This window comes from Vibrio sp. TRT 17S01 (assembly GCF_050113695.1).
In the GTDB taxonomy this organism is placed as follows: Bacteria; Pseudomonadota; Gammaproteobacteria; order Enterobacterales; family Vibrionaceae; genus Vibrio.
In genome coordinates, this window is record NZ_JBNJOG010000020.1 from 26,987 (window position 1) to 47,360 (window position 20,374).

The 20,374-nt window shown below is 42.1% G+C and carries 17 protein-coding genes; 9 read left to right on the forward strand and 8 right to left on the reverse strand.

Annotated elements, in window-relative coordinates; genetic code table 11:
• The first annotated feature begins 138 nt into the window (after window positions 1-138).
• Window positions 139-1,215 (forward strand): class II fructose-bisphosphate aldolase, encoded by a 1,077-nt coding sequence (fbaA, locus tag ACQEXS_RS20365; RefSeq protein ID WP_427011855.1) that lies wholly within the window; start codon window positions 139-141, stop codon window positions 1,213-1,215.
• 330 nt (window positions 1,216-1,545) lie between these two features.
• Window positions 1,546-2,409: a small-conductance mechanosensitive channel MscS gene (mscS, locus tag ACQEXS_RS20370; protein ID WP_367987366.1), complete on the forward strand. Its 864-nt coding sequence runs from the start codon at window positions 1,546-1,548 to the stop codon at window positions 2,407-2,409.
• Between the two features lie 44 nt (window positions 2,410-2,453).
• Here mscS and ACQEXS_RS20375 read toward each other — a convergent pair whose 3' ends face one another.
• Window positions 2,454-2,936 (reverse strand): YbaK/EbsC family protein, encoded by a 483-nt coding sequence (locus ACQEXS_RS20375; protein WP_427015017.1) that lies wholly within the window; start codon window positions 2,934-2,936, stop codon window positions 2,454-2,456.
• A gap of 13 nt (window positions 2,937-2,949) precedes the next feature.
• On the reverse strand, window positions 2,950-3,570 hold the full coding sequence (locus tag ACQEXS_RS20380) for a LysE/ArgO family amino acid transporter (RefSeq protein WP_427015018.1): 621 nt from the start codon (window positions 3,568-3,570) through the stop codon (window positions 2,950-2,952).
• A gap of 114 nt (window positions 3,571-3,684) precedes the next feature.
• On the opposite strand from ACQEXS_RS20380, the gene ACQEXS_RS20385 reads away from it, so the two are divergent.
• The 3 genes from ACQEXS_RS20385 to ACQEXS_RS20395 all read left to right on the forward strand — a co-directional run bounded on the left by ACQEXS_RS20385 (window position 3,685) and on the right by ACQEXS_RS20395 (window position 7,359).
• Complete coding sequence (locus ACQEXS_RS20385) at window positions 3,685-4,581, forward strand: LysR family transcriptional regulator ArgP (RefSeq protein ID WP_427015041.1); 897 nt, start codon at window positions 3,685-3,687, stop codon at window positions 4,579-4,581.
• A gap of 96 nt (window positions 4,582-4,677) precedes the next feature.
• On the forward strand, window positions 4,678-5,370 hold the full coding sequence (locus ACQEXS_RS20390; RefSeq protein WP_367987363.1) for an oxidative stress defense protein: 693 nt from the start codon (window positions 4,678-4,680) through the stop codon (window positions 5,368-5,370).
• A 126-nt stretch (window positions 5,371-5,496) separates the two neighbouring features.
• Window positions 5,497-7,359 carry a sensor domain-containing diguanylate cyclase gene (locus ACQEXS_RS20395; RefSeq protein ID WP_427015019.1) on the forward strand — a complete coding sequence of 621 codons (1,863 nt, stop codon included), beginning with the start codon at window positions 5,497-5,499 and terminating at the stop codon, window positions 7,357-7,359.
• Between the two features lie 3 nt (window positions 7,360-7,362).
• Here ACQEXS_RS20395 and ACQEXS_RS20400 read toward each other — a convergent pair whose 3' ends face one another.
• Both ACQEXS_RS20400 and pykF read right to left on the reverse strand, forming a co-directional pair.
• Window positions 7,363-8,019: a GntR family transcriptional regulator gene (locus tag ACQEXS_RS20400; RefSeq protein WP_427015020.1), complete on the reverse strand. Its 657-nt coding sequence runs from the start codon at window positions 8,017-8,019 to the stop codon at window positions 7,363-7,365.
• A 163-nt stretch (window positions 8,020-8,182) separates the two neighbouring features.
• Entirely contained in the window at window positions 8,183-9,595 is a 1,413-nt protein-coding gene (gene pykF / locus ACQEXS_RS20405) for a pyruvate kinase PykF (protein ID WP_427015021.1), read from the reverse strand.
• A 429-nt stretch (window positions 9,596-10,024) separates the two neighbouring features.
• Between pykF and ACQEXS_RS20410 the strand changes: the two genes are divergently transcribed.
• Entirely contained in the window at window positions 10,025-10,786 is a 762-nt protein-coding gene (locus ACQEXS_RS20410; RefSeq protein WP_427015022.1) for a DeoR/GlpR family DNA-binding transcription regulator, read from the forward strand.
• 77 nt (window positions 10,787-10,863) lie between these two features.
• Window positions 10,864-12,696: a glutamine--fructose-6-phosphate transaminase (isomerizing) gene (gene glmS / locus ACQEXS_RS20415; protein ID WP_427015023.1), complete on the forward strand. Its 1,833-nt coding sequence runs from the start codon at window positions 10,864-10,866 to the stop codon at window positions 12,694-12,696.
• Window positions 12,697-12,803: 107 nt separating this feature from the next.
• Here glmS and ACQEXS_RS20420 read toward each other — a convergent pair whose 3' ends face one another.
• The 3 genes from ACQEXS_RS20420 to ACQEXS_RS20430 all read right to left on the reverse strand — a co-directional run bounded on the left by ACQEXS_RS20420 (window position 12,804) and on the right by ACQEXS_RS20430 (window position 16,590).
• A complete protein-coding gene (locus ACQEXS_RS20420; RefSeq protein ID WP_427015024.1) occupies window positions 12,804-13,334 on the reverse strand; it encodes an MltR family transcriptional regulator in 531 nt (176 codons plus the stop codon).
• 52 nt (window positions 13,335-13,386) lie between these two features.
• The gene (locus ACQEXS_RS20425) at window positions 13,387-14,535 is read right to left on the reverse strand and encodes a mannitol-1-phosphate 5-dehydrogenase (RefSeq protein WP_427015025.1); all 1,149 of its coding nucleotides are present in this window, start codon (window positions 14,533-14,535) and stop codon (window positions 13,387-13,389) included.
• A 102-nt stretch (window positions 14,536-14,637) separates the two neighbouring features.
• Window positions 14,638-16,590, reverse strand: a complete 1,953-nt coding sequence (locus ACQEXS_RS20430; protein ID WP_427015026.1) for a PTS mannitol transporter subunit IICBA — start codon at window positions 16,588-16,590, stop codon at window positions 14,638-14,640.
• 919 nt (window positions 16,591-17,509) lie between these two features.
• Here ACQEXS_RS20430 and ACQEXS_RS20435 point away from each other — a divergent pair.
• Window positions 17,510-18,241 (forward strand): siderophore ferric iron reductase, encoded by a 732-nt coding sequence (locus ACQEXS_RS20435; protein ID WP_427015027.1) that lies wholly within the window; start codon window positions 17,510-17,512, stop codon window positions 18,239-18,241.
• On the opposite strand, the gene ACQEXS_RS20440 is transcribed toward ACQEXS_RS20435, so the two are convergent.
• Window positions 18,238-19,443, reverse strand: coding sequence for an MFS transporter (locus ACQEXS_RS20440; protein WP_427015028.1), 1,206 nt, complete (start codon window positions 19,441-19,443; stop codon window positions 18,238-18,240). The two genes, ACQEXS_RS20435 and ACQEXS_RS20440, sit on opposite strands and share 4 nt — an antisense overlap.
• Before the next feature lie 153 nt (window positions 19,444-19,596).
• Between ACQEXS_RS20440 and ACQEXS_RS20445 the strand changes: the two genes are divergently transcribed.
• Window positions 19,597-20,364, forward strand: coding sequence for an ABC transporter ATP-binding protein (locus ACQEXS_RS20445; RefSeq protein ID WP_427015029.1), 768 nt, complete (start codon window positions 19,597-19,599; stop codon window positions 20,362-20,364).
• Window positions 20,365-20,374: the final 10 nt, after the last annotated feature.

The window sequence follows — 20,374 nt, forward strand, 5'->3', positions numbered from 1 at the left end:
GTGATTCACCCGCTTTCTTGTTTGCTGCACATCACACTTTTTTTTTGCTAGAATAGCGCGAGTTGTGAGCAAACGTTTGCAAGAATTTAAACTTAACAAGTTTTATTTTTAAAACGACAGATAAATAGGATTACATCCATGTCTAAGATCTTCGATTTCGTAAAACCAGGTGTTATCTCTGGTGATGACGTACAGAAAGTTTTTGAAGTTGCTAAAGAAAACAGCTTCGCACTTCCAGCAGTAAACTGTGTAGGTACTGATTCAGTAAACGCAGTACTTGAAGCAGCTGCAAAAGTTAAAGCGCCAGTTATCGTTCAGTTCTCTAACGGCGGTGCTGCTTTCTTCGCTGGTAAAGGTCTAAAACTTGAAGGTCAAGAAAATCAAATCCTTGGTGCTGTAGCTGGTGCTAAATACGTTCACGCTGTAGCAGAAGCTTACGGTGTGCCTGTAATCCTACACACAGACCACGCTGCTAAGAAACTTCTACCATGGATTGACGGTCTACTAGACGCTGGCGAAGAGTTCTTCGCGCAAACTGGTAAACCACTATTCTCTTCTCACATGATCGACCTTTCTGAAGAGTCTCTAGAAGAGAACATCGAAATTTCTGCTAAGTACCTAGAGCGCATGGCTAAAATGAACATGACTCTAGAAATCGAACTAGGTTGTACTGGTGGTGAAGAAGATGGCGTAGATAACTCTGATATGGACGCGTCTGAGCTTTACACTTCTCCAGAAGACGTTGCATACGCTTACGAGAAACTAAACGCTATCAGCCCACGTTTCACTATCGCAGCTTCTTTCGGTAACGTACACGGTGTATACAAGCCAGGTAACGTTGTTCTGACTCCAACAATCCTACGTGACTCTCAAGCTTACTGTGCAGAGAAATTTGGTATTGCACCAAACGCTCTAAACTTCGTTTTCCACGGCGGTTCTGGTTCTAGCCTTGAAGAAATCCGTGAGTCTATCGGCTACGGCGTTATCAAGATGAACATCGATACAGATACACAGTGGGCAACTTGGGACGGTATCCGTCAGTTCGAAGCTGAAAACCACGATTACCTACAAGGTCAAATCGGTAACCCAACTGGTGAAGATGCACCAAACAAGAAGTACTACGATCCACGCGTATGGCTACGTGCAGCTCAGTCTTCAATGGTTACTCGCCTTGAGCAAGCATTTGCTGACCTTAACGCAATCGACGTACTATAATTCGTCTGAATTGAGTTTTGAAAACCCGCTCTTAGGAGCGGGTTTTTTTGTATCTAGAGTCTGTTTAGAAATTCAGACATACCCACGAATGCGCAGAAAACGCTAGCGAAATGTAAGGACTTTGCGTAATCTTGTAACGATTTTTTTCGCTTCTGAAGCTAACTATTTGTTTTATATAGTTTGCGAAATTCTGACTTTGCAAATTATGTAAAATAAGATATTGTGCCAAAAAACTGGCGTATGTTCAGAAAACCAATAAGGCAGTAAGCCTAAATCAGGCAGAAAATGCATTTTGATTCATAGAATCGTTTATATTTGAGGATACTAATTATGGCAGCAGAATCTGGTGTGGATACCACATTAGTTGATGGTCTAGCTAAAGCAGAAACTTGGCTTACCAACAATTCAGATCTACTTATTCAGTACGGTGTAAATATCATCTCAGCAATTGTTATTCTGTTTATCGGTAACATCATTGTGAAGATGGTAGCGAATAGCGTTTCAAAAATGCTTGAAAAGAAAAAAATGGACAAAGCCGTTGTTGAGTTTATTCATGGTTTAGTTCGCTATCTTCTATTTGTTATCGTACTTATCGCGGCACTAGGCCGTGTGGGTGTTCAAACTGCATCTGTTGTTGCTGTAATCGGTGCGGCAGGTTTAGCAGTTGGTCTTGCGCTACAAGGCTCACTATCTAACTTTGCAGCGGGCGTTCTAATCGTTGCTTTCCGTCCATTTAAGTCTGGCGACTATGTTGAAATTGGTGGCGTCGCAGGTTCTGTTGATGCAATCCAAATTTTCCAAACGATTCTAAAAACACCAGATAACAAAATGGTAGTTGTGCCTAACGCTTCCGTTATTGGTGGCCCAATTACTAACTATTCTCGCCATGAGACTCGTCGTGTTGATCTAGTGATTGGTGTTTCTTACGGTGCTGACCTTAAGCAAACTAAAGAAGTAATTCGTGAAGCGCTAGAGAAAGATACTCGTATTTTGCAAGAGCCTGGTATCCAAATCGGCGTACTGGCACTGGCAGACTCTTCTGTAAACTTTGTTGTGCGCCCTTGGTGTAAAACTGCGGATTACTGGGATGTTTACTTCGATTCAACTCAAGCGATCAAAGAAGCGCTTGATGCAGCAGGTATCGAAATCCCATTCCCACAAATGGATGTTCACCTAAATAAAGTTGAAGCTTAATTAGGTAGAGTAAAAGGAAAAGCGAGGCCAAGAGCCTCGCTTTTTTATATCTCAAAGATAGGGTTGGTGAGCCGAGTTAAGATTTGTTGTAGTGCGGTTCCTGATATTCCAATTGTTGCTTGGGGATCTCCAGGCGTGTAAAGCAGCTCTCTGTGCTGGTACAAGCGTTTATCGACAATAAGTGGGATCTCTTCAGGTAGCCCAAAAGGACACACAGCGCCAGGTAAGCAACCGATAACCTCTGTCATTTCGTTGTTCCCACATACCTCAGGCTTCTTACCAAGAAGTTGTTTAATGGTTTTACTTGCTAAGCGAGAATCTTTATCCGTGAGAAACAATGCATAACCACTTCCTTTCAACTTAAGAAATAAGCTTTTACTGTGCGTTCCCGTCCATCCCAATTGTGCAGCCACTCGTTCATCAGTGGCGAAGTCAAGAATTGGTTCGTGTCGCCATTCTTTAAATTCGATACCAATACCTTGTAGTAATTTCAGGTTGAATTGGTATATGTCATTAACCTTTTCCATGTGTTTTCCTGAGCTAGTGAAACAACTGTGTGATTAACATTGTGGCGATGATAAACATCATAATACCAACAGCAATGTCGATAGTTTTCTTTACGATAGGTTGAGACAGCTTAGGTGCGAGTTTAGCGGCACCAATAGATAAGGTATAAAACCACACAAAAGACGCCATGATTGTGCCTATCGCAAAAGCAATACGATCAGCACCTTGGTATTGCCCTCCAATAGAGCCAAGGATCACGACAGTATCTAAATAAAGATGTGGGTTTAATACGGTGACCGCTAATGCACCCAGTATGACAACCTTACGTCCTTTAACGCTATCTGTGTTGTGTTGTTCTGAATCAGTGTGTGGTTGAAGTGCACTATAAAATGACAGTACGCCATAGCCACTAAGAAATGCAATACCACCGATAGTGACAAAGGTCAGCAGGGTTTCATTTTGAGATAAAAGTGCTCCGCCCCCGAACACCCCAAGAGAAATAAAGAGTACATCAAGGACACTACAAACCGTTGCTGTTGTCAGGTGGTGGTTTTGTTTGATCCCCTGATTAAGCACGTAGGCATTTTGTGCTCCAATTGGAATGATCATACTGGCACCTAAACCAAATCCTTGTAATAAAACCCACCAACTCATGCTGCTTTTTCCTCAATGTCATGACTATTTGCATCAAGATAATGAGAAATTCTTGATAAGTATAATTAATGATATTTATGCTATATAAGATGTTCTAATGTGCAGGAGAGAATGATGAGAGGATTAGATTACAAGTGGATAGAAGCACTTGATGCGGTTGTTGAACAAGGTGGATTTGAGCGTGGTGCGGAAGCATTGTTCGTGTCGCAATCGGCTATCTCTCAACGGATAAAACAATTAGAGAAATTTTTAGCTCAGCCTGTTTTAGTGCGAGAGCAGCCTCCGCAACCAACACACATTGGAAAGAAGTTACTTGGCTTATATCGTCAGATCAAACTGTTAGAATATGAGCTCCTGCCAGAGTTAAACAACTTAGATACAACAAAGCCTGTGCAGGTTTCAATTGCAACAAATGCCGACAGCTTAGCTACGTGGTTGTTGCCTGCAATCGAACCTGTGCTGCAACATCATCAAATAGAGATTGCATTAAAGGTCTATGACGAAAATCGTACCATCGATAAGCTAAAAAGTGGTGAAGTTGCAGGAGCAATTAGTTTGCAAGCAACGCCTTTTTCCGGTTGTGATGCAGAATATTTGGGAACAATGAATTACGTTTGTGTTGCTAGCCCGAGTTTTGTCGAACATTACTTTCCTAATGGCATGAATAGAGAGGCAGTCAAACGTGCGCCTGCGGTATCGTTTGATCAGTATGATCTCATGCACACCCAATTTCTCCACGAACGTTTTGGTATTCAAAGAAATAGTGTCATCAACCACACTGTGGGGAGTTCTGAGGCATTTGTAAAATTGGCCGTCGCGGGATTGGCTTACTGTTTAATCCCGGAAATACAGATTGGTAGTGAGCTTGAAGGTGGCGAATTGGTCAATATCGCTCCGGATTACTGTATCTCGCATAAAATGTACTGGCATCACTGGCAATTAGAAACTGGTATTTTATCCGAGATCACAGATGCTATTTTGAGTTATGCGCGTGCGACCATGGCAAAGTAAACTCAGTCAAAATTGTGTTAGTTTGCCAACCTATGGCTAGTCAAGCGACAGAGCAGGCCTATTATGTAACTAAGTGAATTGTATAAGGTGATAGTAATGAAATTTGCATCTATGCTTGCCGTTGTATTATCCGGCATTGTTAGTTGGAACGTGATGGCTGAATCACCCAACTTTCCCCATTTAGTGACAACGGGTTATGGTGAGGTAACGGCAACCCCAGACATGGCCGAATTCTCGGTGAAAGTTGTAGAATCAACAATGACGGCGGAACAAGCAAAGCAGGCAGTTGATAAAGTTGTGGAGGGCTTTTTGTCTCGCCTGAAAGAGTCAGGAATTGCGAATGACAACATCTCTAGCTCTAACTTATATATCGCACCTCAGTATCATTACCCTAAAAAAGGTAAGCCAGAATTAGTTGGCTACCGCGCTTCACGTAGTGTCACCGTTAAGGTGGACGACTTAGCTAAGCTCAATAAGTACTTGGACATGGCTTTGAATGAAGGCATTAATCAAGTCGACAACATCCAGCTCAAAGTGCGCGATCAGGCGAAGTATCAAGAGCAAGCACGCATGTCTGCTATCAAAGATGCAAACATGAAAGCGAAATCCTTAGCCCAAGGTTTTGAGAAGAAGCTTGGAGATGTTTGGCGCGTTGATTACAACATGCCAAGTGCTCAGCCTATGTTAATGCGTTCAATGGCGATGGATGCGAAAATGGAGTCCAATAGTTACCAAGATTCGACAATTGTGATTCGAGACCGAGTGGATGTGATCTACAAGTTAGACTAAAAACATTAGGTATGAATAAGCATCAAGATCGCAGTTTGAAACTTAACTCACTGCGATTTTGCTATTTATACTTTAGTCATTTATAGATGGTGCTATAATCCCTGATTCTATTAGGGAGTTAGTGTAGTGCTAAGGCGTCAGAGTATTTTTTCATATCTCGTTATTACTACGCTCTCTTTTCTCCTCTTGGTTAGTGCTTACTTCTATCCTAAATACCTAAATATAAAGAAAGACTCTATAGAGAATGCTGGCCTGCAATCCTTGCAGCAATTGGCTTTTTCGGAGCGAGAGTTAAAAAACTTACAACGGCAGTTTATCTCGATTGCTGAGCTATTATCTCACAGTAGTGCTCTATACGATTACATCATCTTTCCAAGTGAATCTCGCCGGATCATTGTTGAACAGAGTTGGGCCTCGGTTGCTCATTACCAGAAGTGGTATCGTCAAATTCAGTTCATTGATACTGAAGGGCAAGAGCGCGCACGTATTGATTATTCCTATCGTCGTAAACAAGTCGTTGCGCGTGGTGCTCTTCGTGACGAGTCGCAGAGCCCTTATTTCAAATTTGCCCAAACACTTACTGATGAAAACATCGGTGTCTGGCTTTCTTCTTCAGCGAAACAAGTGGATGCAGCGCCGGTTATACGTTTGATTGAGCCTGTGAATGTGATTGGAAAAGAAGAAGGCTATCTCATCGTGAGTGTCGATGTCGGTTACTTATCTGCTCGCCTTAATCAATCAATAGAAGACAATTTCCATATCCGGCTCTACGACCAAAATGGCTTGCCTCTGATCCGCCAGCAATTGGTTTACCAAGAAGGCAGTGTCACTGCAGCCAATGTTTCATTGCCAACTTTGTCTCAAGACTTATGGCAACTTATCCAGAGCCAAAAATCAGGTTCATTACAGGTTAATGGCACTATTGTGGCGTTTAACACCATTACTATTTCTGATACTTTGCGGCTTCATCAAGTGATCATGCTGGATAAGCAGACTTTACTTAACGGAGCGGCGAGAGACTATTATGATCTCTATCAACAGATAAGTATGGTGCTTCTCATGGGGTTGGTATTTCTGCTGCCAACTTCTTCCGCTTTTGTTTATTACCGTAAGCGAAGTGTGGAAAGTCAACTGGCAAGGGCGGCATTAAGCGGCATGTCAGCTGTGATGATCTCCGATAAGCTTCATCGAGCTGTGTTGGTTAATGATGAATTTGTTCGCTTGACGGGTTTTACTTCTGAACAGATTGAGTCCCAGAATGCTTTGCAACGCCTCCTTAATGAAGAGCAAGCAAACGATTTGTTAGCTATCTTTGATCAGCTTTCTCAGGAGCAAAGCTGGGAAGGGGAAATCTCAATTACAACGGCTGATGGCCAGGATGCAACGGCTATTATGCGAGTGCAAAGCGTTTGTTCCTCTAGAGGGAAAGTCAGTTACTACATTACTTCACTGGTCGACATTTCGGATCGTAAAGTGCTAGAAGAGCAACTGAGAATGTTGAGTGAGAAAGATGAACTAACACAACTCTGGAACCGACGAAAATTTGAAGCTGAATTGTCTTGTCACACTAAGCGTATTGAGCGCTATCCTGATTCGGAGCCTGTATGTTTAGGGCTGATAGACATCGATCATTTTAAGCGTATCAATGATCAGAAAGGGCATGATGAAGGGGATAGAGTAATTCGGCTAGTGGCGGATATTTTGAAAATCACATTGCGTGAAACGGATTTTCTTGCTCGCATTGGGGGAGAGGAATTTGCTGTTATTATGCCCAATACCTCATTGGTTGAGGCGGATGCGGCGTTAAATCGGCTCCGAGAGGCGGTTGAACAAGAAATGAAGCTTCCCATCACGATCAGTATTGGTTATACCACACTCTCATCGGATCGTACGAAAAGCTATAAATGCGCTGATATCGCCCTCTATGATTCTAAGTCGATGGGGCGAAATCAGGTTCAGTTTTGCAGTACTGATGAGAGTGTGTTGTAACGGCTAAGAGGTCACTGGAACTAAGGGTTTGAGTACCTTTGCCGTTTGAATTAAGTAATGATCAAAAGCGGCGACTGCTGCTTTGGCATCTTTCGCTAATGCTAGCTTCATGATTTTCTCATACTGTTCAATATTACACAGAGAGTAATCAGTACGAAATGCCGATGCATAGTAGCGGTAGCGACGTATCTGATTAATTAATTGTGTAGAAAATTGATACATATTCTGAGGCTTAGCACCATCAAATAAAGCGAGATAAAACTGATGCAGGCGCTCTTCCCACTCATGCCAATCCGTTTGTTCATTGACTTGAATGCGTGACAACTTATGAAATGCCGTAAGAACGGACAGTTCCCAGTTTTCATCCGCAGAAGAAATTGCATCTTTGAGTAAGATAGCACTGATCACTCGTAGGCTTTCATAGAGATCACCTAACTCTTGACCACAAATTGGTGCCACGCGGCATCCTTTTTGGGGTTCAAGAATGACATACTTATCCCACGAAAGTTGAACTAAGGCTTCACGAATAGGGGAGGCTCCTAACTGATACTTATCCTTAAGTTCAGCTACAACCAATTTTTGCCCTGGTGTGAGATTACCGATTAAAATATCCTGACATATGAGTTTAGCTACCTTGTCAGTTAAAGTAGGGCTAGACACGACTTGCTCCTCAATCAATCCATTTGACGTAATGAGTTATACAGTTCACTGTTTTGTATTTTAAATGGGATGGTATTCCGTTCTAATACAAAAGACAAGTCGTAGATATAAAAAAAGAGGGCAATGCCCTCTTTTTATGAATTTTACATCTTAAGTTGCAAAATTATAAAACGTGTACAGAAGCAGTATTCGTTGTGCCTGAAGCAACTAGTGCACCAGAAACCATAACAACGATGTCGCCTTTGTTGCCTAGACCAGATTCTAACGCAAGCTCTTTACCTGCTACGTAGAATGCGTCAGTGCTTTCGATAGCTTCAACAACAACTGGAGTAACACCTTTAGTTAGAACTAGCTGTGCAGCAGTCTTAGTGTTAGTTGTTAGAGCGATGATGTTCGCTGTTGGGAAGTACTTACGTACTGAACGAGCAGATTTACCGCCTTCAGTTGCAACAATGATTAGTGGAGCGGCTAGTTTTTCAGCTGTGTCTACAGCGCCTTTACATACTGCTTCAGTGATGCGTAGACGTGGGCTGTCTAGACGAGAACCTAGCTCAGCTTTAAGTGCTGAATCAGTACGGTTCGCGATTTGCGCCATGATAGTTACTGCTTCAACAGGGTATTTACCTTTCGCTGTTTCACCAGAAAGCATCACTGCATCTGTACCGTCCATTACTGCGTTAGCAACGTCGCCAGCTTCCGCACGAGTAGGACGTGGGTTGTTGATCATAGAGTCAAGCATTTGAGTTGCTGTGATAACCATCTTACGTGCACGGTTACACTTCTCGATCATCATCTTCTGAGCGAAGATTACTTCTTCAGCTGGAATTTCAACACCTAGGTCACCACGAGCAACCATGATGCCATCAGAAAGCTCTAGGATTTCGTCGAAGTTATCAACACCTTCTTGGTTTTCGATCTTAGAAATGATGTGGATGTTCTCGCCGCCGTTTGCAGTCAGAACTTCACGGATTTCTTGAACGTCAGATGCTTTACGGATGAAAGATGCAGCAACGAAGTCAACGCCTTGCTCACAACCAAATTTAAGGTCGTTCTTATCTTTTTCAGATAGTGCAGGTAGGTTTACAGAAACGCCAGGTAGGTTAACACCTTTGTTTTCGCCTAGAGCGCCGTTGTTAAGAACTTTACACTTAACTTCAGTTTCAGTTGTTGCGATAACTTCCATCTCGATTAGACCGTCGTCTACTAGGATTGTGTTACCAGCGTTTAGGTCAGCTGCGAAACCTGCGTAAGTTACCGCTACTTTGTCTTTGTTACCGACAACTGAGATGTCAGTTGTGAAAGTGAACTCTTGACCAGCTACTAGATCAACGTCGTTGCCGCCTTCTAGTTTGATCGTACGGATTTCTGGACCTTTAGTGTCTAGAAGGATAGCAAGCTGCTTACCAGACTCTTCCATTACTTTACGGAAGTTCGCGATACGAGTGCCGTGCTCTTCGTAGTCACCGTGTGAGAAGTTCAGGCGCATTACGTTCATGCCTGCATTTACAAGTTCAGTTAGCTTCTCTACAGATTCAGTTTTAGGGCCAATCGTACATACGATTTTGGTCTTTTTCATGGAAGATATTCTCCGGTAAATATTGTTACAAATTGAAACTCGGTTTTAGCTTTGACGCACTGCCTCAATGTCCTGCATTTTGTGCCTGCAATGGAATCTTTACGAGGTTAAGTTTGTGCACCAAAGACTGAAAGTCTTTCACAATGTTTAGTCATTTTATGACTAAGTTGTGGGCAATTTATCCACTATTTTTGTGATTAACACCCGTTTAAAGGGGGGTGTTGCAAAAAAAAAACAGTCAATTATGTAATTTTTTTTCTTTTAGGGTGCGAATTCTACCATTGAATCATTTCAAATTCACTGTTTAAGAATTGTCTTAGGACAAGGTTTTTACGCTAAATATTAATTTTTTGGTTCAAAATAAATGGACTAAAAAGTTTCACTTTGACTATAATAAGTTTCATATCGAAATTTAATTTTAAAATATACATGTCGAAACGAAACACTCAGCTCAGAAGACACGCGATTTCTAACTTGGTTAATGAAAAGGGAGAGGTCAGTGTTGAAGCTCTCTCCCTTCAGTTTGAAACCTCAGAAGTCACGATAAGAAAAGATTTGGCGTCATTAGAGAAAAATGGCCAGCTTCTTCGACGTTATGGTGGTGCGATTGCATTACCAAAAGAAGTTGTGCATGAAGAATTACATGGAAAAGTTTCGGTTCGTAAGAATGAGTTGGCGGAAACCGCCGCAAAACTGATTCGAGATCATAACCGTGTTGTCATTGATAGTGGCAGTACGACAGCAGCATTAATCCAGCAACTTAATCACAAAAGAGGATTGGTTGTGATGACCAATTCTTTGAACGTCGCAAATGCTCTGAATGAGCTTGAAAGTGAGCCAACACTGCTGATGACGGGGGGCACATGGGATGCTCATTCGGAGTCGTTTCAAGGACAAGTTGCGGAATCTGTTCTACGTTCTTATGACTTTGACCAACTCTTCATTGGTGCAGATGGTGTCGATCTTGCGCGAGGAACAACTACATTTAATGAGTTAGTTGGGCTTAGCAAGGTCATGGCTGATGTCTCGAGAGAAGTGGTTGTGATGGTTGAATCTGAAAAGATTGGTCGAAAAATTCCTAATCTTGAATTGAGCTGGGATGCGGTTGATGTGCTAGTGACCAATCGCGATATCACGGATGAAGATAAACAGACCATTGAGTCTCAAGGCGTCAAAGTGATTTGCGCTTAAATAAAATTCTCCCAAATATCTGGCCTTTGCTTGCTGCCAATTGGGAATACAAACAATAAAAATTTGGAGTCGTTATTATGTGTGGAATCGTAGGTGCAGTTGCACAACGAGATGTCGCAGAAATATTAGTAGAAGGTTTACGTCGCCTTGAATACCGGGGATATGACTCTGCAGGGGTTGCGATTGTAAATGCAGAGAGTGAGCTGACACGTTTACGCCGTTTAGGCAAAGTTCAAGAGCTCGCAGAAGCTGTGTCAAAAGGTCAGGTTTCTGGCGGAACCGGGATTGCGCATACGCGTTGGGCTACTCACGGTGAGCCATCTGAAGTGAATGCTCATCCACATATGTCTGGGGATATTGCCGTTGTTCACAACGGTATTATCGAAAACTATGAAGAGTTACGAGAAATCCTGCGTGAACGTGGTTATGTTTTTGAATCTCAGACGGATACGGAAGTTATCGCACACCTTATGGAATGGGAGTTAAAAACCTCAGACTCCCTTGTTGAAGCGCTGCAAAAAACGGTGAAGCAGTTAGAAGGTGCTTACGGCACTGTAATTTTCGACAAAAAAGATCCAAGTCGCGTTGTAGTTGCACGTTCTGGTAGCCCATTAGTGATCGGCTTTGGGATGGGGGAGCATTTCATCGCTTCAGATCAACTGGCGTTGTTACCGGTTACCCGTCGTTTTGCCTTTCTTGAAGAAGGTGATGTTGCGGAAGTGACGCGTTTTGAGGTCAATATTTTTGATGCGAATGGACAAGCAGTAGAGCGTGAGGTTATGGAATCTAACGCAGAGCATGATGCGGGTGATAAGGGTCAGTACCGCCACTTTATGCAAAAAGAAATCTACGAGCAGCCAACGGCACTTATCAATACAATGGAAGGGCGTTTGACCGCTGATTCGGTTGTGACGGAATCAATTGGTGTGAACGCCGTTGAGATTCTAAATAAAGTCGAACACGTACAAATTGTGGCATGTGGTACGTCATACAACGCAGGCATGACAGCACGTTACTGGTTTGAAGATATTGCTGGTATAAGTTGTGATGTCGAAATCGCGTCAGAGTTCCGCTATCGTAAATTCGTAACTCGCGCAAACTCTCTCCTTGTAACACTATCTCAATCTGGTGAAACGGCTGATACTCTGGCTGCACTTCGCCTTGCCAAAGAGAAAGGTTACATGGCAGCGATGACCATTTGTAATGTGGCTGGATCTTCTTTGGTTCGTGAATCAGATTTTGCCTTCATGACTCGTGCTGGTGTTGAAATTGGTGTCGCTTCTACGAAAGCGTTCACCACACAGCTATCTGCATTGTTAATGCTAGTAACAGCGTTGGGTAAGCAGCAAAATCGAGTGAGTAAAGAGAAAGAAAAAGAGATTGTTGAGGCACTTCATGCCTTGCCTCAACAAATTAATGCAGCCTTATCTTTAGAAAAAGAGATCGAAGCATTAGCACCAGATTTTGCTGATAAACACCACACACTATTTCTAGGTCGTGGCGAATTTTATCCAATAGCAATGGAAGCTTCATTGAAACTAAAAGAGATCTCTTATATCCATGCTGAAGCGTACGCCGCTGGTGAATTAAAACATGGTCCATTAGCTCTTATTGACGCAGATATGCCCGTTGTAGTGGTTGCACCAAGCAACGATCTTTTAGAGAAGTTGAAGTCTAATGTTGAAGAGGTTCGTGCTCGTGGTGGTTTGCTGTATGTATTTGCAGATGAAGATGCGGGCTTTGAAGGTGATGAGACGATGAAGATCATTACTATGCCGCATGTGAGTGAAATTACCGCAGCCATTTACTACACCATACCAATGCAGTTGTTGTCTTATTATGTTGCATTGATCAAAGGAACTGACGTTGATCAACCACGTAATTTGGCTAAGGCGGTAACAGTAGAATAAGCACCAGTATTAGAATAAATAAAAAAGCCGAGAATTATCTCGGCTTTCTTATTTGTGACTTTACTTATTTTTCAATAAGATATGACCAATTTAATGACGCTGTAGTATTAAAAAGGACTCTCTTTGCCGAGTTCATTGCAGATTTCGACAATGGCTAATGAGAGTCCAGATTTGATGATTTGTTGTTGTCTTTGAAGTTGCAGTTGATAAAACTCTAAGTCGATATCGTCATCCGGTTCTGAGACTTCTAGTTGAACCATTCCCATTTTTTTCACTAAATTGAGTTTTTTAATGGGCTCTAGAATATTTGGGTCAGTGAATTCATAATCAGAAGCGTCGTTGTTTAATACATTCTTGATTTTAATTATGTCTTCAATGTCATGATACACATGGTCGGGAAGCACACCTAAGCCAAAAAGTAGTTTTAGTCGGACTGATAAATTGCCTAGTGGGCCTGAATCATGGAGTAGGGGCCCAACAACGGATTGTACGGCAAAATTATCTTTTTGAAAGATTCGTTGCATAAGCGCATCGATGGAGTCATTAAATACGTCTACGGCAGCAATGAAAAAACCGCGCACCGAAGGGGCACTATTCAATCGCTCTATAATTTCACTTTCATTTATCTTGTCTGCCATATATTGAACTAAATAATCTGTTAATAAGGGGAGTTACCACTCCCCTTGATGGTTATAGTGTTTCGAAAATAGCTTTAATTTTCATGACTTCTTTACTGCTTTCACTTAATCCGGTGTATTGGGCAAGTGTTTTATTAACCCCTTGGTTGCTGAGAGAGTTCTGCAGTTCGATTGCCTGAGGATCATCGTTGCTTTGGTATTTAAGCGCGGCGGCAATACCTTTTAAAAGTGTTTGATTTTCAGTGCCATATTCAATTGTACCCAGTAATGGCTTAACTAATCTATCATTGGCACCTAATTTTCGAATTGGTTGGCGTCCCACACGGTCAACTTCATCGACTAAATAGGGGTTAGCGAATCGAGTCAAAATTTTATCAATGTAAGCATTGTGTAATTCACGATCAAACTGATAGCGACGAATCAATACCTCACCACTTTCAATCATGGCCTGTTTTACTTCGGCGTAGATTGAAGGATCTCCAATGGCTTCACGAATGGTTTTATGACCTTTTAGGCAACCTAAATACGCAGTAATACAATGTCCTGTATTGAGAGTGAACAGTTTACGTTCGACAAATGCCATTAAGTTATTGGTCTTTTCCATTCCTGAAATATCAGGGATCTCACCTTTAAACTGTTGTTCATCAACAATCCATTCACTAAAGCTTTCAACGGTCACTTCTAAAGGATCATCGTTAGCTGCTTTTGCTGGTGGTACAATACGATCGACCGCAGAATCCACAAAACCGATCAGCGTATTCGCTTTCTCATGCAGGGATTTATCCAGATGTTTATAAACTTCGCCCTTTAAGTGGGTTGTGCCGCGGACCATATTCTCACATGCAATGATATTCAATGGTGCGTTGTTGCCAGCTTCAAAGCGTTTGCTAATACCGATTGCTATGGTTTTAGCGATAATATCTAGTACATTTGGGCCAACGGCAGTGGTGACTAAATCTGTGCGTATGAGGCGATCAATGACATCATTAGTGGCTGAATTGACAGCCGTAACATGAGTTACGGTATCTATTTGGCACTTGTTGCCGACTACTTTTACTTTATATTCTTGTTTGTGACTGAGTTGGTCGACTAAAGGTTCGTCTACGTCGGCAAATGTAACTTCAATCTCTGCATCAGCTAAGAGTTTGCCAATGAAGCCTCGACCAATATTCCCTGCGCCAAAGTGAACTGCATTTTTCATATATTACCTACCAAGTAATTAAAAATAACGACTCTAGGGTGAGGTCAACTGCATAGGGGGGGACAGTTGACCTCGTTGCTCTCAGGAGCAAAGTAAGTGAGCTTAAGCTGCTTGTGGGCTGCCTAGGATGTTGAGAATCTCAGAGACATCTTTAGTGCTAGTTAGCTTTTCAATTGCATCTGGCTCATCGAGTGCGTTAGTGATAGTGGTAATCACCTGAATGTGTTCATCATTCTTAGCAGCAATACCAATAACTAGCTTTGCTACATCATTTTGGTCATCAGTGAATTGAATGCCTGAAGGGTACTGACAAATTACAATGCCGGTTTTCTTTACCTTGTCTTTCGCTTCAACGGTACCATGTGGTACGGCGATAGATTCACCTAAATAGGTTGGAACAAGCTTCTCTCGCTCAAACATAGCATCAACGTATTCAGCTTCTGCGTATCCCATCTCAACTAGCTTATTGCCAGCAAAGCGGATTGCTTCTTCCTTATTATTTGCCTTTAAATCAAGGTAAATATTCTCCGCAGCAATTTGGAATACTGAGGGTTGTTGTGCTTCGTAATAATCGTCATTGGCGGCTAAAACAGAAACTTTGACTGCATGGCTATCATTTGCAGCTTGACTTCTTTGTGCGGCAAGCAATTGAGTGACTAGCTTGTTATACATCTCACTGTCCAGGAAATTTGTAAGTGAAATGTGCTGCGCATTTGGAGCATGCTTGCGTGCTCGGTCTGTTAGATCTTTATGAGTAATCACGATATCGGCACTTTCATTTAAGTTGTTAATTGCCAGATTATTCACATCAATGTTTAGGCCTGCGCTTTGTACTTTTTTACGTAGCATACTTGCACCCATAGCGCTTGAGCCCATGCCAGCATCGCAAGCAACAATAATGTTTTTGATATTGGCTAATTCAACCTTGCCTTTGTTTTGACTATCTACAGTTGTCTTGGGTTTTGATGTCGACTTCAAATCTTTCATTTGCGATGTGGCTTTTTCAAGTGCAGATTCATCACCGTCTTCTTCTGTTGAAGTTTGAGTCTTCATTAACAGTGCCGCAACTGTAAAAGAAACGCCCGTTGCCGCTGCAATCGAAGTAAGTACACCAACAATTGAACTTTTCTGAGTCATCAACAAAATAGCGAAGATTGAGCCGGGTGATGCTGGAGAGACAAGTCCAGCATTGAACATTACAAGCACGAAAACCCCTGTCATTCCGCCTGCAATGGCCGCTAAAATTAAGCGTGGGTTCATTAAGATGTATGGGAAGTAAATTTCGTGGATACCACCAAAGAAGTGAATTATTGATGCACCACCTGCGGTTTGACGAGCTGTACCTTTACCAAACACCATATAAGCGAGGAGGATACCTAAACCAGGACCAGGATTAGCCTCAATCAAGAAGAAGATAGATTGTCCCGCTTCAGAAGCTTGTTGGATCCCAAGTGGAGAGAAAATGCCATGGTTTATCGCGTTATTTAGGAATAGGATCTTTGCAGGTTCAACAAAAATAGACGTTAAAGGAAGAAGATGGGCCGATACGAGGAAGTTAACTCCCGCCGCCAAACCACTTGATAAGACTTTGACAAATGGTCCAATAAATAGGAAGGCGAGAATGGCACATAACATACCAATAATGCCTGCAGAGAAGTTATTGACTAACATCTCAAAGCCACTTTTAACCTTACCATCGATATAGCTATCGAACTTTTTGATAGCCCAACCGCCAAGTGGCCCTACCATCATTGCGCCCATGAACATTGGTATGTCGGTACCGACAATAACACCCATGGTAGTAATCGCGCCCACGACAGCTCCGCGCTCTCCGCCGACTAATTTACCACCAGTATAGCCAATCAGTAATGGTAAAAGATAAGTGATCATAGGCCCAACCATAGAAGCTAGCGTTTCATTTGGTAGCCAGCCTGTTGGGATGAAGAGTGCTGTGATAAAGCCCCATGCGATAAACGCACCTATATTTGGCATTACCATGTTAGACAGAAAACGACCAAAATTTTGTATCTTGATCTTCGCATCTGGTGATATCATAAGAATTCCCCGTTTGATGTTCTGATGAATATTGTAGTAGTGCGGTTCGCCAAAACCGCTTGATTGTTTAGTTCATAATCAATTTACCACACAATTTTTACTTAGAACTGATAACGGGATTTTTGAGATCTAAGTCTTAATAAATTGTCTTTCTGATCTTTTTTATGTGATTAATAACACTTCTTGACATTGTAATTTAGCTACAAATTGCAATTTACTTCCTTGTCAATTGTTTTCTATTGCTCTATATCTAATTTTTGATTATTCCAAAGTTGATCTTATTGTGATTTATATCACTAAAATACACTACTTAGTCACGAGGATTATAATTTATGTGATGTTAATCAAATCTAATGTCTGGTTGAAAAATGCTCAATTGATGATTTGTGTCACAATTGGATTCGCATTGAAAGAAACCTACGGTTTTGAATTGGGTTATCGTTTAGATACAGGTGTCGTTACCAGTTAGCCGTCGTTTCGCCTTTCTTGAAGAAAGTTAACATTCATGCCGAAGCATAAACTGCTGGTGAATTGAAGCACGGCCCGCTTGCTCTGATCGATGCAGAAATGCCAGTGATTGTGGTTGCACCTAATAATTAGCTGTTAGAGAAGTTGAAATCGAACGTTGAAGAAGAGCGTGACCGTGGAATAATTAAGCTAAGACCAGAAAGTGTAAGTATCGAAAGACAATAACTTTTAATCAATCACTGCAATATCTGGTTTTGACCTCCGACTAAGTTGATCTTGGTTGGAGGTTTTTTATGTCAGATGCAGATAAATCATTTAATCAAACAGGCCATAGCGCCGAATTGACCTAAGCCATTAATTATCAGTTTTTTGTTGTAATGAGAATCAATTGTAATAAAAGAGTGGTTTATTTATCCTTGCCTTATTCAGTTAACAGAGTAAGTACAACACTATGAGTGGCCATTCGTTCTTTGAGCATCTTTTCGAGCACTCTCAACAAGTCACCCCTTATCTGCATGGCACGATAAAGCCTCTATCAGAAGTCGGTGTAGAGTCTACGCTTATTCATATTGACCGCTCTAGCTCAGAGAGCATCCGCGAGCTATACGAGAGCCTCAAGCTAGCTCATCCTGAAGCTGGATCCGCTTATTGGTTAACTCGTACTTGGACGTTACTCTGTTGGCAACCGATTTATGTCGCTTTTGTTGCTATTTACTCTTGCCAAGGTTTACCTAAGTTATCTTTGATTGGTCAGCACGTTCAGCCAAATTTTATCAGTGGTTATCAGTTTGACTCGGAAGATTATTTTAAGGGCACTGAACAAGAACTCGTCACGCTTGCGGGAAAAGAGCTTAATGTTCTATTTGATTATTTTCGCCAAGAAATGAGCCTTTGGACTCGTATCCGACCTGGCTTTACCAATTACTTGTTTGCTGATGGGGTGTTAGGTTGTTTGGTGAAGCTAAGTCACTTTGCTCCTGATCTCTCGGCAGAGTATTTAATGGCTCAGGCTCAACGGTGGTTAGTAGCCTGCAATCTTCCCGAGAAGCTGGTGGGCTCTCTTCGTTATGATGAAGCATCTCAACAACTTGTCTTGGTACGAACCAGTTGTTGTTTGGTCTATAAATGCCAAGGGCGAGAGCTATGCACTGACTGTCCTAGGCATCCAGACAATAAGCGCTAAATTAACTCAGCGCTTTTTTGAGGCTCTTTTACGGCTAAATAGGCTATCGCAGTAATCAAGACCGAGAACACGATGCACAAATAGATAGGGTATAAAGGGCTCACGGTTGCGGTAAATGCCAGCAATGACGCAGATCCATAGCCAATGGTATGCGACATAGCAATGTAACCGGCAACGGCTCCAGGCTCATCACTTTGTTTTTCTGTTGCCTCAGAGGTGTAAGCCGGTACAAGTAGCGCTGCACCACTTGCGACAATTGCCATTGCTACACCATAAAGCCAAACATTGGGAACTAAGAAAAGCACGAAACCACACACTAAACCAACAGCCCCCAACCGATACATTTTCAATGGCGTAATGTTTTGTTTTTTGATGACAATAACTTGGATTAAAAATGTACATGTCGCACTAATCGTCAAGAGTACGCCAATACCATCACCGACTTCAGCCGCCGACCAACTCGTTATTGTGCTCATCAGGGGAGTAAAGTTGTACTGCAAAAGTGCAACCGCCGCACAAAGCAACAAACCACTGAACAGATAAGGCAAAAAGACTTTACTTGGTAGCCAAGATAACGGCTTCACAACTTTATTCTTCTTTTCACAAAGTTGAGGTGAAGGCAGTAAGGCTACAGTGGTAAATACGACGACTGGAAGCGCGATCATTAACATCAATGGAGCATAAGGAGAGAACTTTAAGGCGATGATCGCAATCAAAGGACCAATAAGCCTACCGGTACTCAAACCAATACTGATACCAGTAATTGCTTGCAATCGGTTCTCTTTTCCACATAAAAGGATCGCCCAGTGTTGGCAAGCAGGAACCATTCCCGCTACGGTGCAACCATAAACAATCCGAGCGAGTAACAAGCCAAATAGACAGACTTCGGTCATAACGAGCCGATCATCACTCCAGATAGTAAACAGAAGCAACAGCATGAAACTAAATGCCATACCGAGTAGAGCTTGCAGTACCACGTTTCTCGGTCCCCATCGGTCGCTGTATCTACCCCAGCAAGGGGCTGCGGGCAAAAAAAGAAAACTGCCAATGGCGATAAGAATGGACCAAGTAGGCAAATTAAATGCCGAGCGTTCAATCAAGAATGGTAGAGATACGAGCAAGCCATTTTGGCCAATACCCATGAGTGCTGCTGCTGAACTGATTGCCCACAGTTGAGTCTTTTTGCTGTGTAAAACTGACATGTTTTTAATTCATTGTAATTATTATAGAAATCATCAATAAGCTAGTTGTGTTAATAATGAATATGCTATTGATTGTGAAAATAATTCTCACTTCGATGTTTGCGTGGTAAAGTTACTGGCTTAAAGCCAATAACTCAACTTCATATTTCACTTATGTATCAACTGGTCGATGCGTCGTTCGAAATCGACGGTAAGAGTATTCTTTCTCCCACTAGCATCACATTTTCACCGGGAAAAGTGACGACGCTTCTTGGTCACAATGGGTGTGGAAAGTCGACCTTGGTAAAGCTTCTTAGCCGTCAAAATTCTCCCACACATGGACAAGTTTTGTTTAACCAACAATCCGTCTCTTCATTTTCAAGTTTAGAGTTTGCCCATCAGGTGGCGTATCTTCCTCAGCACCCTCCGATAACAGATGGTGTCACAGTTCGTGAGTTAGTGTGCTTTGGACGCTATCCGTGGAAAGGGGCATTTGGTCGTTATGGCAAAGAAGATTATGCCATTGTTGATGAAGCCATCGGGAAAGTCGGCTTAACCCTATTTTCTGAGCGGTTTGTTGCAACCTTATCTGGTGGTGAAAGACAAAGAGCTTGGGTTGCCATGCTACTTGCTCAACAAAGCCAGTGTATTTTGCTTGATGAGCCGACATCGGCTTTAGATGTGGCACATCAGCATGAATTACTGGTTTTAATCCGAGAGCTAAACCAATCCATGGGCTTAACAGTGATCATGGTATTGCATGATGTCAACATGGCAGCAAAATTCAGTGATCACCTCATTGCTCTCCATTCTGGAAAGGTGATTGCCGAAGGTTCTCCTCAAGAGTTAATGACTCCAGAAATACTAATGAAAATATATGGAATGGAACTCGCGTTATTCGAGCACCCTAAAACTGGAAAGCCAATCAGTTACATCCCCTAAACAAAAGGAA